At 55.7% G+C, this 12,661-nt stretch carries 10 protein-coding genes and 1 pseudogene; 4 read left to right on the top strand and 7 right to left on the bottom strand.

The annotated features are described in order from the left end of the window. The 4 genes from ACF8AM_RS24100 to ACF8AM_RS24115 all read right to left on the bottom strand — a co-directional run. The coding region (locus ACF8AM_RS24100; protein ID WP_392558097.1) for an MMPL family transporter at positions 1-1,488 on the bottom strand (1,488 nt) is incomplete at its 3' end. Continuing rightward, positions 1,485-2,171 (bottom strand): signal peptidase II, encoded by a 687-nt coding sequence (locus ACF8AM_RS24105; RefSeq protein WP_392558098.1) that lies wholly within the window; start codon positions 2,169-2,171, stop codon positions 1,485-1,487. The genes ACF8AM_RS24100 and ACF8AM_RS24105, both read right to left, overlap by 4 nt. A 211-nt stretch (positions 2,172-2,382) precedes the next feature. After that, positions 2,383-2,817: a thioredoxin family protein gene (locus tag ACF8AM_RS24110; protein WP_392558099.1), complete on the bottom strand. Its 435-nt coding sequence runs from the start codon at positions 2,815-2,817 to the stop codon at positions 2,383-2,385. A gap of 192 nt (positions 2,818-3,009) precedes the next feature. Then, complete coding sequence (locus ACF8AM_RS24115) at positions 3,010-3,912, bottom strand: DUF1571 domain-containing protein (RefSeq protein WP_392558100.1); 903 nt, start codon at positions 3,910-3,912, stop codon at positions 3,010-3,012. A 307-nt stretch (positions 3,913-4,219) separates the two neighbouring features. Between ACF8AM_RS24115 and ACF8AM_RS24120 the strand changes: the two genes are divergently transcribed. The 4 genes from ACF8AM_RS24120 to ACF8AM_RS24135 all read left to right on the top strand — a co-directional run bounded on the left by ACF8AM_RS24120 (position 4,220) and on the right by ACF8AM_RS24135 (position 8,442). After that, positions 4,220-4,414: a hypothetical protein gene (locus ACF8AM_RS24120; protein ID WP_392558101.1), complete on the top strand. Its 195-nt coding sequence runs from the start codon at positions 4,220-4,222 to the stop codon at positions 4,412-4,414. 387 nt (positions 4,415-4,801) lie between these two features. Next, positions 4,802-5,635: a hypothetical protein gene (locus ACF8AM_RS24125; RefSeq protein ID WP_392558102.1), complete on the top strand. Its 834-nt coding sequence runs from the start codon at positions 4,802-4,804 to the stop codon at positions 5,633-5,635. Between the two features lie 73 nt (positions 5,636-5,708). Beyond that, positions 5,709-7,784: a serine/threonine-protein kinase gene (locus tag ACF8AM_RS24130; RefSeq protein WP_392558103.1), complete on the top strand. Its 2,076-nt coding sequence runs from the start codon at positions 5,709-5,711 to the stop codon at positions 7,782-7,784. Positions 7,785-7,794: 10 nt separating this feature from the next. After that, positions 7,795-8,442: a hypothetical protein gene (locus ACF8AM_RS24135; RefSeq protein ID WP_392558104.1), complete on the top strand. Its 648-nt coding sequence runs from the start codon at positions 7,795-7,797 to the stop codon at positions 8,440-8,442. Between the two features lie 125 nt (positions 8,443-8,567). Here the strand turns inward: ACF8AM_RS24135 and ACF8AM_RS24140 are convergent, their stop codons facing one another. The 3 genes and pseudogenes from ACF8AM_RS24140 to ACF8AM_RS24150 all read right to left on the bottom strand — a co-directional run. Further along, positions 8,568-11,507, bottom strand: coding sequence for a protein kinase (locus ACF8AM_RS24140; RefSeq protein WP_392558105.1), 2,940 nt, complete (start codon positions 11,505-11,507; stop codon positions 8,568-8,570). A 114-nt stretch (positions 11,508-11,621) separates the two neighbouring features. After that, positions 11,622-12,428: a single-stranded DNA-binding protein gene (locus ACF8AM_RS24145; protein ID WP_392558106.1), complete on the bottom strand. Its 807-nt coding sequence runs from the start codon at positions 12,426-12,428 to the stop codon at positions 11,622-11,624. Between the two features lie 2 nt (positions 12,429-12,430). Next, a pseudogene (locus ACF8AM_RS24150) lies at positions 12,431-12,649 on the bottom strand (hypothetical protein); the annotation flags it as partial. Positions 12,650-12,661 lie beyond the last annotated feature (12 nt).

Consider the following 12,661-nt stretch of genomic DNA (forward strand, 5'->3'; position numbering starts at 1 on the left):
CACCTCCAGTTCGCGAAGCTTCGTTTCAAAGTCGCGGACACGATTCATATACTCGGGGGTGATCGTGTCGGGGGCTGATAGAATGACATCCCACACGCCTGCCCCACCCAATTGTCGCTCCACTCGGTCGTACGCCTGCACGATGCGACTGCTGTCACGAAAGTTGCTGAGGAAACTGGTTTCGGTTTTGAGTCTGGTCACCATGACGGTGCAGATGACCAAGGAGATGACGGAAGCGAACGAGAGAAGCTTTCGATGACGCAGACTGGTCGTGACCAATTGGACGAGGATTCGTTTGGATGACGTGGGTTGTTTTTCGCGAGAAGCGTCGCAGGAATGCTGTCGCTTTCCAGATGGCAGGCTCATCAGGGCAGCGGTGAACCAGATCAAGGAAGCGACAATGGCCAAAGCTGCGACGGCGGTCATCGCGCCAAACTGTTGCACCGGCCGAACGTCCGACTTCAAAAGCGAAGCAAATCCTGCCGCATCGGTGAGACAGGTCCAAAGGATCGGGATGGCCAAGAAAGCCATCACACGAATGATCGATTCCGTTGCATCGGAAGTATCCAAGTTGCCATCGCGGTCGCGTGATCGAACGCCTATGTGCATCACCGCCGCCACCACGATGACCGCAATGATGGCGATCAAAATGGTGGACACGAGCGACATCTCCATCCCCAGAGCAACGATGGATGCACGTGTGCAGACCGTCGCCCAAGCGATCGCCATCGCGGCGAGCAAAACGACACGGTAGTCTCGCAGGGTTAGCAACATGACCAGACTGAGCAAACCAATCGTGCCCAGTGCAAGCCGGTTGCCGTCCGCTTGGATCATGTCAAACGCATCGTCGAGCAACACCGGTTCGCCAATCAGAACAGGATCCCGGTCCAAAGGAATTTGAACAGCCAGTCGCCGTAGTTCCTGGATAGCAGACTCGGTGTGACCTGGTTGCAGCATCGCAACGATCGCCGCGGTTTGCTCATCGGGACCGTGCGTGTATCCCGCGAAAAGTTCGCGGAATGAATTCGCGACCGGATCGTCTTTGGCCAGCATCAGCGACGGTGCGGAAGAGCCGGCGGATTCCGATTGGATGGATCCGCTCAGCAACGAGAGTTGCGGCCGTATGTAGGCAAACGCTTCGACCAATTTGGCAACAGAAAGAACGCCTCGCACCCCGTCAATCGATTCAGCAGACGTCGTCCAGCGTCGGTTGCGAGCGACACCTTCCGGGGTCATCAGTTCAGCGTCGTCATAGACCAACATGACGACCAAATTGCCACCAAATGTCTGTTGCAGATGCTGGTACTGGTTCAGAGTGGGATCGGAGGGCGCGAACATCGCGGCCAAGGAGCGATCCATTCCCAAGTCGGATTGATAGATCGCGAGCGGGATGGCGGACAGGCAACCCACGCAGAACAGCCACCAACGCCACACGCACAAGACGTGCGCGAGTTTGTGACGCGGGTCAGCGATCAACGAAGTGCTCACGAAGCGGCCGGTTTGGCACCTTTGGCGGAAGCATTTGCCGACTCATCACCAGCCAAGTCCTCCTCCGCTGAGTCATTTTCGCCGGGTGCATTGTGTGGTGTTGGGGGGAAGAAGAAGGACTGAATCAACAACATGGTCGCTCCAGTGACCAACAGGGAATCTGCAATGTTGAAGTTGGGCCATTTCCATTGCTCGGACGCTTGCCAGAGAATCCAGTCACGAACGCCGCTTTGCCACTGGTCGGGCATCCCTGGTTCCCACCAGAACCCTAGCCGGTCGTAAAGGTTGCCAATGATTCCCCCCGTGATGCATCCCAGGGCGAACGTCAGCCAGCAGGAACGGGCGGCCTGAAAGAAGAACAACCAGACGACGATGGCCACGGCGGCGATCACTGAGATGGTGGCGAACACCAATCCTTGACCCGCACCCAAACCAAAGACCGCCCCGATGTTCACGGCGGTTTCGATTCCAAAGTACCCTTCGATAACCCAGTGAACATCTTTGGTCCCGGGCAGGCCACGCCACCGGAAAATGGCTTCTTTGCTCCACAGATCCAAGGCACCACCGACAACGGCCAAGCCGAAGAACAACACGTAGCGACTAGCAGGAAAGACCGCCGTCTGGGGACCGGTCTTCGGAGCTTGGGATTCGTATCTGGAAAGATTCTCTTTGGCTGAATTCATTCGGGCGGGCCAAATGGAGGAACGCCAGGCAAGGGACGCCTGTTCTTGGTGCTTCGATCAGCCAGCACGGTAGATTGCCGCAGCGAAAATTCCCAGACGACTATTTGAGAAGAACCGGCAAACGTTCCAGATTGTGGGGCATCAGATGCAAATCTGAGCCAGGAGTCCGACTGTCATCGATGGAAGAGAGCTCGCTTGGTTCCGCCTGAGCTCACTGGTAGCTCGCGACCCAATTTCGCAGTTCGGATTCAGACCGATACCCCACTTCGTCTGCCAGAACTTCGCCGTTTCGCACCAAGAACATTCGCGGGATTCCCTCGATGCCAAAATTCACGGCAGCTTCAGGATTGGTGTCCACATCGACGGTGATGACGCGAACATCCTCCGGCAGAGTGGCTGCGAGCGAGGCAATTTCTTTGTCGACTTGCCGACACGGGCCGCACCAGGGTGCACCGAATTTGATCAAAACGAGGTTCTGATCGTCCTCCGGTCCGACGAGTTTTTGAATTGCATCAGCAGGAATTTTGGCGGTTGGAACCGAGTTGCTCGGTCCATTGCATCCAATGAAAAACAGCGAAGCCAGGCCAATGAACGCCGCCACGATCGAGGTCGCGGCAAGCGAAGCGGGGCGAGAAATGGAAAACATGATCAAACTCCGCGAACAGCAGGGCCGGGGTGGCCGAGGGGAAGGCAGCCGTCAAATCGGACGGCCGGAGGGAAAGGCAATGCAGGGAAAGGAAACAATCAAGTGTACTCCCATGAGAGCAATGATTGTTTCGGAGTTTTCCCCGCATCGGATTCCGTTTGCATTCTGTCCGCGTCTCCGCCGTGAAGCGTGCTATGAGTGGAAGTTGTAGGCTTCGTTGTACGGATCGAAATCCTTGTCCGTCAGCCCGACGTTGACTTTCAAGTTGAGGTAGTTGTACTCCTCAATCACTTCACCACGGCCGCCATCAGTGGCCGGCCAATCGTAAGCGATGTAGCGGATCGGCATGTTCAGCTCGTCGTCCATGAACACCTGCGCGGTGTGGAACTCTGCATCTGGGCGACGGGTGGGCTGTGTCAACTGAAGCACCGTGCAAGAACGATCCTTCAGTCGAGCGCCTTTGCGGAATTCAGCGTGAACGTCCTCGAACTGCAATGCTTTTTCGCCGCGTTCGATCAGTTTCAAAATCATGTTTTCGACGCCGATTTCGGTCATCGGATAACGCTGCCCACGCATCGCCAGCATTCCGGTCGGCGGAATCGTAACGGTCGGTAGGAAGCGGCCCTTGAAACCACCTTCGTGAGCCACAATGTTGCCATTGTTTTGGTTCTCGACGTAGATGACTTCGCGACCTTTGACCGAGCTGGGTTTCAAAAATGCCAAGTACACACTGAACGGTTGCACCAAGCGGCCGTTGGCTTCTTTGCGGTTGCGAACCTTGATCGACATGTATTCATGTTCGCCAACGTCGTCACCAATGCGTTCCCGTTTCACCAGAATAGCGGTGTAATCGTTGACTTCCGCTTTGGAACGCGAAAGCGATTGGCGAGCCATTTCCAACCCGCGAACCAAATCGGCTTTGGCGGTACCGACTCCGGCAGTCGCAGTTGGCTTTTGAGCGGACAGAGCGGCGTTAGCGACCCGGTGAACCGGTTTGGTCCACTGGGGATCTTGGCCGAAGAGTTTGGTTTGAGAGAGTCCACCGGCCAGCAAACCGCCAGCGAGTCCCAAGAATTGACGACGGGGGGTATTCATCTCAGCTTCCTTGCTGGGTGTGTGTCAGGCATTGAATGGGAGGAACGTCTTGGAAAGACGATCCATGTGTCTGCGTCAAGCAAGATCGACCGACTGAGTGTGCTGCAGCCAATGCGATCGCCGACTCAACTACAACCCGAACAATCCGAGTAACCATCCGGCGATCCGAGGAACCGTCCGGGTGAATTTGCGGTCCAAGCATCGAAAACCAGGCTGGACCTCCGCGACAATAGCAAAATGTCAGCGTCGAGGCCAATCCAATCACAAAAAAGGGCCGCGCGAAACTACGTCGGAATGGTCGAGACGAATGCGATCACTTGACCTACTGCGACTCGTTCAATCCTCGCTGGAAAGGCCCGCGCGATTGGAACGCGGCCAAGCGGGTTTCCATTTTCGAAAGATCGGTGTCTATCCAATCGCCAAACGCGGTTTGGACCGATTCGGCATCGAAGAGGGCGGTGATGCGTCCCCAATCGAGGCACTGGATTTCATGCCGTGGTGAGCCGGTATCAGACGGCACCCATTCGGACGGATTCGGTGTTGGCGATGAAGTTGACATGGTTGTTTCCCCAGGACCATTCAAGATGGCTTCACCCAGGTCTAGGTTCGGCAAAATCGATTCCGAAGAATCAGTGTGGTTTATCGAAAACCTACGTTGAATGCGACTGGAACACGCTGAAATAGCGGGAAAGGAAGAAAATCATTCGTTGAGGACACTGCATTTCTACGGAGCCGAGGCGTTGCAGGTCGCCCAAATTCACTCGGAAATCGGGTTTTTCGGTTTTTTTGCGCCCGTTTGCCAAGACGCGACTGCCTGGAACGAAGAACACGGTGAGACGGCACTGACCCCGTCCCCAATCCCACGAATTGTTTTCTCAGGAGAACGACTATGCTCAAAAAACTAGTGTTGGCAGGAACCGCTGCCACCTTGTTGTCTGGTTTGACGATCGCCACACCAATTGGCAGCTACGCACGTTGCGGCTGGTCCTATTTGACCAATTCCGCCAGTGACGCCGTGCCATTGGAATGGGAACTGAACCGTGCCCGCCAATTGATCGTTGATCTGAAACCTGAAATTCAGCAAAACGCTCGCCGTATCGCTCAGGAAAAAACCGAGGTGGTTCGCTTGCAACGTGAGCTGTCTGCGACGGACGAGAAGTTAGCGAAAGCCAAAACGGACATCGAGCGATTGACAAATGATCTGCGTGATGACAGCTCCGTTTATTCCTACGGCGGAGTCACTTACACCTCGGCCCAGGTGAAATCCGATCTGGGGAATCGCTTCAAACGATTCCAAACACGGCAACAAACCTCGGAAAAACTCCGTCAAATGCTGGCCGCCCGCGAAGCTTCGTTGGCCGCTGCTTCGGAGCGGATGGACGCCATGTTGGACGCAAAACGCCAGTTGGAAGTCGAAGTTGAGAACCTGCAGGCTCGCTTGGGCGCTCTGCGTGTGGCTCAAACCAGCACGCAATTGCATCTTGACGACAGTGCCCTGTCGGACACTCGGCGTTTGCTGGACGACATTGCCACGCGAATCGACGTGGAAGAGGAAACCATGAAGGTCGATGTCGAATACTTCGGCGAGATCAACTTGGACGAACCTTCGGACGAAAACCTGCTCGATGATGTCACCGCTTACATGCAAAAGCTGGATGGTGGCGACGACCAGGCCTACGTTTCGATTCAACTGGATGAAGAAAACAACGACTCGTCGCTGTGATCCGTCTGACGCGGGGAGCATCGTGCTCCCCGTGTGACCGTCCGAGTGAACCTGACGGAACGTTCTCGTCTTGATGAAAAGGCATGCGATGAGTGCTTTGGCCGATACAATGGGACTTCCCGCGGACTACTCGACTCCTTTGGCAACATCTCGCCCGATGAAATTCACCCACTCCCCCAACGACCTGGTCCTGGACCGATACACGATCCGTCGTGGCATCGGCGTGGGGGGATTTGGCGAAGTGTATTTCGCGGTCAGCCAAGCGGGCAAGGAAGTCGCGCTCAAACGAATTCAAAGGAACTTGGAGGTCGAACTGCGAGGTGTCTCGCACTGTTTGAACCTCAAACATCTGAACTTGGTCTCACTTCACGACGTGTGTCGCGATGCGGATGACCAAGCTTGGGTGGTGATGGAATATGTCGCGGGACCGAACCTACGAGAGGTCATGGATGAGGCGGCCAAGTCCGCTGAATCGGATACTCGCAATGTGTTGCCCAGCGGTCTGTTTGAATCGCAAGTCCGGCATTGGTTCGCCGGTGCGGCGGCCGGTGTCGCTCATTTGCACTCCGCCGGTTTGGTCCATCGTGACATCAAACCAGGCAACTTGTTTGACGACAATGGCATCGTCAAAGTCGGGGACTACGGGCTCAGCAAATTCATTTCGGCTTCGCATCGCAGTGGGCACACCGAAAGCATCGGAACGTTCCACTACATGGCCCCCGAGATTGGCCGTGGACAGTACGGTCGCGAAATCGACTTGTACGCGCTCGGCGTGATCTTGTTTGAGATGCTGACCGGCGATCTGCCGTTTGATGGAGAAACCCCGCAAGAGATCATCGTCAAACATCTCACCGACTCGCCCGATTTGTCGCGTGTGCCGAATCAGTATCGCAACGTGATTCACCGTTGTCTGCAAAAGGACCCGCGAAAGCGTCCTCGCGATGTGGCGGAAATGCTATCGTTGGCTTCGATGCCATCGGACGAGACGCCGGTATTGGCGCAAGTCGTGACTTCCGAATCAAATCCATCTTCCGATGATGTCTCTCGTTTGCACGGGAAGAATAGGCGGTCCTCCGATCCAGTATTCGCAGCCGGGGAAGCATCGTCCAGCGCGGGCGGAGCATCCATGGTTTTGAATTCATCGGCGGGCGAAGAACCGATTGCCCGCGCCGTTCGGAACTGTTTGTCGGACGCACAAAGTTGGTGGCGATCACTCGAAACATCTCCCGGGATCAAATTGGTCTTGGCGATTTCTGCTGTCACGATTTTGTTGGTCAACACGCACTGGTTGTTGCCGGTGCTGTCCATGGTGGGATTCTTTTACGTTCCCTACTACGTGATCCGTCACGTCGTGTTGCAACTGTCTGAGCCAACGTCTTATTCACCGACCTCAACCGAGTCGCAACACGGGGCGCAGAACGACCAGCGTGCGCACGCGGCTGCGAACCTTCATCCGGTTGCCAAACCGGCGATGACGAAGGCTCAGGTTCGATCGTTGTTGCGAACCAGTTTGTCCGAGCGAACACGTTTGTCGCGATCGGCAGAGTGGGCCACATCGGGAATGACCTCCATGATTGTGGCTGGCGTCCTGTTGTTGCTCAGTTCGGTGATTGGGATGCGTAGCACCCCGTTCACTCCCATGGCTTTGGCACCTTATGTCTGGATGGCGTTGGTGATTTGGCTGGGGGCATTTGGTTTGCTGGGAATCGGGAAGTTCTGGGAAGGCAGCGATGGTGAAGGTTTGGTTCGCCGTCTGGTGTCCTCGTCTTGGGGAGCCTGTTTGGGTTTGCTGGCGTTCGCGCTGGGGCACTTTCTAATGGTCCCCATGGACGAAGGCTTGGGACGAGACATTGATGCAACGGTGCTTCCCGTCTCGTTCTACATGGAATCGGGTGTGCCCAAAGCGGCCGCCATGATGGGGCATTTCGCGTTGCTGTTCGCACTGCTTCGCATGTGGAAACCAGTCGACCCGCTACGGCGCGTTCGGTTGAGCCTGTGGGCAGTCACCGTCGCGGTGGTGGGCGAATGGGTGGTGCACCAAATCGTTCCCGTTCCACAACCCGCAGGCATGTTGATTGCCGGCGGCGTGATCGTGATGACTCAATTGTCAGCTCCTTGGGTGAAAGCCGATGCAATTTCAACCGTCTGAATATCGATGGATGCCGATCGCCGCAGCCGTGTTCCTTTTGGGTGGTTTACCTGGTTGGAACCTCTCGTCCACTTGTCAGTGTTTCGCCGACGACGAAGTGAAAGTCGAGGCAGAACGGGACGAGGACGACGCGGCGGAACTCAGCGTGGCGCCGTTGTCGCATTTGATCTATCCCGTGGATCGTCCCGGATGGATTGAAGAACCGATCAAGAATGCTGGCGGACCGTCGGAAGAATACAGCATGGTGGTGACATCGGGACCAAGCGGTTCCGTGGAAGAAGCCGACGAGTTGCTTGATGTTTATGCTCGTGCGGCGGTCCAGAGTTACGTCGACACGTTGTATGCCCAGCATGATTGGGCAACCGAACCAGAGATGATTCCATTGGACATCGATTGGATTCGTGATGAATTGGTGGTTCGTCGCTACGAAGGCAGTGTCCAAGTGGGCGATGAGACGAAGTTCGAAAAAGCAGTTCTGATTCGAATTGAGCCGGAAGACCAGCATGTGCTGGAAACAGCCATCGCTGATAGGCAGTTGCGAGAACGTTTGGCTGCGACCGGGATTGTGATTCTAGTCGCGTTCACGTTGTTGGTCGGAGGATCGATCGTCCTGGGCGGTTTGGCTTCTCGTCAACGACAACCCGTCCGAGCTGTTTGAGCTGGACGCTGGAATCACAGGTGCGCCGCTGGGTGACCATGCGTCGCTGATTCACTCTGCATGGATGGTTCACTCGCAGGGCTTGTTCGCTGGGCTCGTTCGCTGGGCCCCTGGCCGTCGGGCGATCACTTGTTGGCGGCCAGTTCGTTGTCCAAGCGGAACAACTCGGTCGAAAAGGCTCGCTCGGATTGCATTCTGAATTCGGCCAAGTCCACGACGGTGTGATGATGCGATTCGGGAATCACCTCTGCATCGGAATTGCCCGAAACGAGTTGAATCATAGGGTCCGCGTTTTCGCGATCGCGGATGTCGTCGGGGAACGCTGACTCGTCCAGCACGATTCTGTCACGCGGTTTGGACGGTGGGAACGGATGTCGGTTCGGTGCCATCAACGATCGGCCGCGAACGCGACAGCCGATCAAACGCGCGCGATGAGGAGGTGCGAAGTTGACGAAGAAGGTTTGGTCTTGAACGCCGAGATCCAAGGTCAACCGAGGGTTCAGGCGAAGCAGATTCGCAATTTGTTGGGGCCGCAAGAGACAGTCTTTCAGCACCACGCGGCGGAGCGAATTGGATTCGCCAAGGACTCGCAGATGATCTTCATTCAAGGGGCAGCCCGCCAGATTCAGAGCTTCGAGATTGCCGGCCGCCAGCAAGCGTTGCAGGTCTTCGGCCGGAAAGTCGACGCCGCTGAGATTCAAGGACGACAGCTGGGTCAGCGAGCTGACCGTGCGTCGCGCGTCGGCGTCCAAGGGCACGCGAGCGATGGAAAGTCTGCGCAAGGAGGGAATCGCATGTAGCCAATGAAACGTGCGAGACGAAATCTGGGTGTCATCAAAATTCGCGACTCGCAGACGAAGCAGTTTCGTCCAGTGGGACGCCACTTCATCGTCCACCTGGCACCCAGGGACCTCCAATCCGGTCAAATGCCAGTACTGTCCCAACGCCTCGAGTCGATCCTTTGAAATTTTAGGATAGGCCAGCATCAAGTGGTCAATCCGTTTGAATTTCAGCAGTTGGTCGATCACTTGGTCGTCGAGTTCGGGGCCTCCACCACCGAAGTAACGCAGCTTGGTCAGGCCTTGTAGCGTCGCCTTTTGAGGCCAAGGGCTTTCGATCAAAAGTTCATCGAGAACCGGCAGATCGACCAATCGCAACTCTTCAATTTCACCACGAATTTGAATCGAACCTCGAAGTCGAGGCAGACTTCGCAGTTCCAAGCGAGTCATCTTGGAAACTTCGAAATCATCCAACGTGGTCAAGCTTTGATTCTCTGCAATCGTCAGTTCTTCCAGGTCAGAAAGATCGGCGTGGAGGCTGCGGAGTTTCGGAAGCTCCGCGAGGCATCTCTGAAGCCATTCGGCTGAAATTCGACAATCGCGAATGGCGAGGGATTGCAGTTGGTCCAATCCAAACACCCAACTCAGATCCGCGGGGGTGAGATTCGCTTTTTGAATGTGGAGTTGCTTCAGATAGGAAAGTGAGGCCAGTTGTTCGAATGAATCCGCCGAAAAGTGAACGCCGGCCAAATCGACCTTGGTCAGTGAAGGCGTTTGAGCGATCTCCTGGATCCACGCGTCGTTTCCCACGACGATTGGATCTTCCGAGGTGATCAGACCATGAGAGTTGTATCCGTAGACGCCCAACGAGATTTCTTTCAGTCGACCAACATCTTCCAAGCGAAGTTCTTTCAAATCCGCGGCATGGCACTCCAATCGACGGAGGTTTGGCACATTCCGCAAGTCGATGGATTCAAATCGAGTCAGGCCATTGAGTCGGTCTTCTCGGCCGTACAGTAACATCAAGTCGATCGGTTCCACGATTTGTCGGAACCGGGGTAGGTTTCGTGCGTGCAAGGAATGCTTTTGCGAGCGATCCAGTTCGATGGTCTGCAAGGAGGGCATGTCGGTGAGCGACAGTTTCAGCGTCGCTTCGTTGTAGATTCGGATCGAATCGCGAACGGACAAACGTACCAAGTTGGGCCACTGAGAAAGATTCAGGTGGCCTTCTTGGCCGGGCCGCGGACGGCTTAGTAGCAGAGAGCGGCAACTGGAAGACCACTTCGGTTTGGAGACGACACTGAGACTCAACGGGTTTCCACGCAGATCCACGTGCTGAAGCTTGTCCATTTCGTTGATTGGCGTGACCATCTCAGCATCCACGTTGCATTTCTTGATTCCAAGAAAGATCAGACGCTCACAGTTGCGGATGTCTTCGCAGACGCTGCGGGAAATTGACGAGTGACTCAGCGCTAGGCTGGTCAATTCGGTAGCACGAGAGAGTGGATCGAGCGAGTGTTCGTCCAAGGTTCCGTCGGTGATAAAAACCGACCGCAGCGTGGGTGTTTCGAACAGTGTTTGCAGAGCCTCGTTGGTCGGTGACAAAATCTCGACCCGTCGCAAACGCAAAAAGCTTGGGTGCAGTTGCGTAGGAATCCTTTTCTCAAGAAATGCGGGAGCTTCGAAGGTAAATTGATAAGCACCGTGGCCACCCACCGATTGAATTTTCGCCAAGTGGGTTTTGGCAATCCAGTGGCTGCTGAAGATCAAACCGGCCGGAAACAGAAAGCATCCCACCGCGACGGAAACGTCAAACCTGCGTCGTGTTCGCTCTGGATTCTCTGAGACTGCGATGCGCTCGCCTCGCCAGCACCACAAGCGAAACACCAGGTACACCAATGCCAGAGCGAACACCGCGTCACACAACAACGCTCCGCTTGACCAGTACTTTGGGGTGTGTTTCGCAATCTCAATGGCGGCCAGGGCGTTGCTGGGTTTTGGTCGAGCCAAGTTGCCCTCGGAACCGTCATCGATCAACACTTGGTAACGCCACGGCCAGCCTGCCCGGGTGATTTGTTCGGGGCTCAGGGTGGGAACTTGTTGCGTCATGGTGAATGGTTGGCCCATCCAACTGTCGCTGACCTGCGCGTACCGCCAGGGAACGTTGAGCAGTATCAAGAGGATCCCAATCAATGAACTGACGGCGTAAGCGGTCAGCCGAGTCCGACGGCGATACTGCGAAACGGAATCCACCAATTCATTGCCCCAAGCGAGTGCATTTTCCACCGAGGGGGTCATCCCCGGCTCTCTGGTCGAAGTGTCGTCAGTTTAGCAGACCTCGTGAGCGGGCGAGCACCTGAAATTTGCAACTTGCATGGGGCGTTGAGACCCCCTTTGGTCTTACCAGATTTTCGCGTCGGCCAGTTGACGGGTCGCTTTCCCTGCCCAGTCTTTGTTAGCTGCGGGGGAGGCGGGACTGGGGTGCAAAATCCGATGAATATTCATTGGTGTTTGAGACGCAACGCCGTTTCGATTGGATGGTTTTTTCGCGGATGGAGCCTGGTCCTCTGCCATTCCTTTCACAACTCGTTTGAGACAGTTTTCTGCGAAGGCGCCGACGCCAACCAAGTCGGTCCAGGGAGCCGCGGTGATGACCTTTGCCAAGTGTGCATCGCAGATCGCTTGCAGTTTGTCTCGTTCTTCAGCCGGCAATTTGTCGGGCGTTCGATTCTTTCCACCTGCTTCCATGAACACGAGCGGGCAATAATTCGCGACGAAGTGTTGCTGAAAGAAATCGGCCGGCTGGGGATACCTTTCAGAGATCAGTCCCCACAGTCGTCTGCCGCTGACTTCGCTGCGCGAGCAATTCAGTCCATCGACGGGACGTTTGGGATGTTCGTCGGCGGGGCGTTTGACCTCGCCTTTGAGTCCCATCCACTGCGTGACGGCATTGATTTCGCCGAACGGGACTCCGGTTTGAGCCATGCCCCATGGTCCTGGGTTCATACCGAGGAACAACACGTGCGCGTCGCTTCCGATTTGCCGCACGTATTGCTCATGAAGTCCCCAGGCGTATCGCAGTGGGTTGTAGACGTGGGTGACTGGTTCTGCGAATTCGAGCTGGTCGACTTGGTCGGACAATTCTTTTGCTGCGTCGAGCAGTCGCTTTTGAAGGGGCTTGGGACTGCGAGATCTGGCTGGCGACATGGTCACTGGGGGTTGGGGTTGCGTGTGGGCGTTGCGATTCCAATCGACTGGTTGAGGATCATGATCTTCTGCCAGATTTTTCGCGACAAACCGGACGAGAGTTGTTCGACTTCACATACCGCAGCAACAGAATCGGGGTCGTCAAAGTTATTTACATAGAGCGCCGCCATCTTGCCGGTCAACGAGAGCAACACGCAGCAGTAGTCGAGGTAACCGTTCAGTTACAAAGGCGT

The sequence above is a fragment of the Rhodopirellula sp. JB055 genome (assembly GCF_043100905.1).
In the GTDB taxonomy this organism is placed as follows: Bacteria; Planctomycetota; Planctomycetia; order Pirellulales; family Pirellulaceae; genus Rhodopirellula.

Coding starts and splice junctions, on each gene's coding strand:
- ACF8AM_RS24105 (WP_392558098.1), bottom strand. CDS start 2,171: ATGAATTCAGCCAAAGAGAATCTTTCCAGATACGAATCCCAAGCTCCG.
- ACF8AM_RS24110 (WP_392558099.1), bottom strand. CDS start 2,817: ATGTTTTCCATTTCTCGCCCCGCTTCGCTTGCCGCGACCTCGATCGTG.
- ACF8AM_RS24115 (WP_392558100.1), bottom strand. CDS start 3,912: ATGAATACCCCCCGTCGTCAATTCTTGGGACTCGCTGGCGGTTTGCTG.
- ACF8AM_RS24120 (WP_392558101.1), top strand. CDS start 4,220: ATGCGATCACTTGACCTACTGCGACTCGTTCAATCCTCGCTGGAAAGG.
- ACF8AM_RS24125 (WP_392558102.1), top strand. CDS start 4,802: ATGCTCAAAAAACTAGTGTTGGCAGGAACCGCTGCCACCTTGTTGTCT.
- ACF8AM_RS24130 (WP_392558103.1), top strand. CDS start 5,709: ATGAAAAGGCATGCGATGAGTGCTTTGGCCGATACAATGGGACTTCCC.
- ACF8AM_RS24135 (WP_392558104.1), top strand. CDS start 7,795: ATGCCGATCGCCGCAGCCGTGTTCCTTTTGGGTGGTTTACCTGGTTGG.
- ACF8AM_RS24145 (WP_392558106.1), bottom strand. CDS start 12,428: ATGTCGCCAGCCAGATCTCGCAGTCCCAAGCCCCTTCAAAAGCGACTG.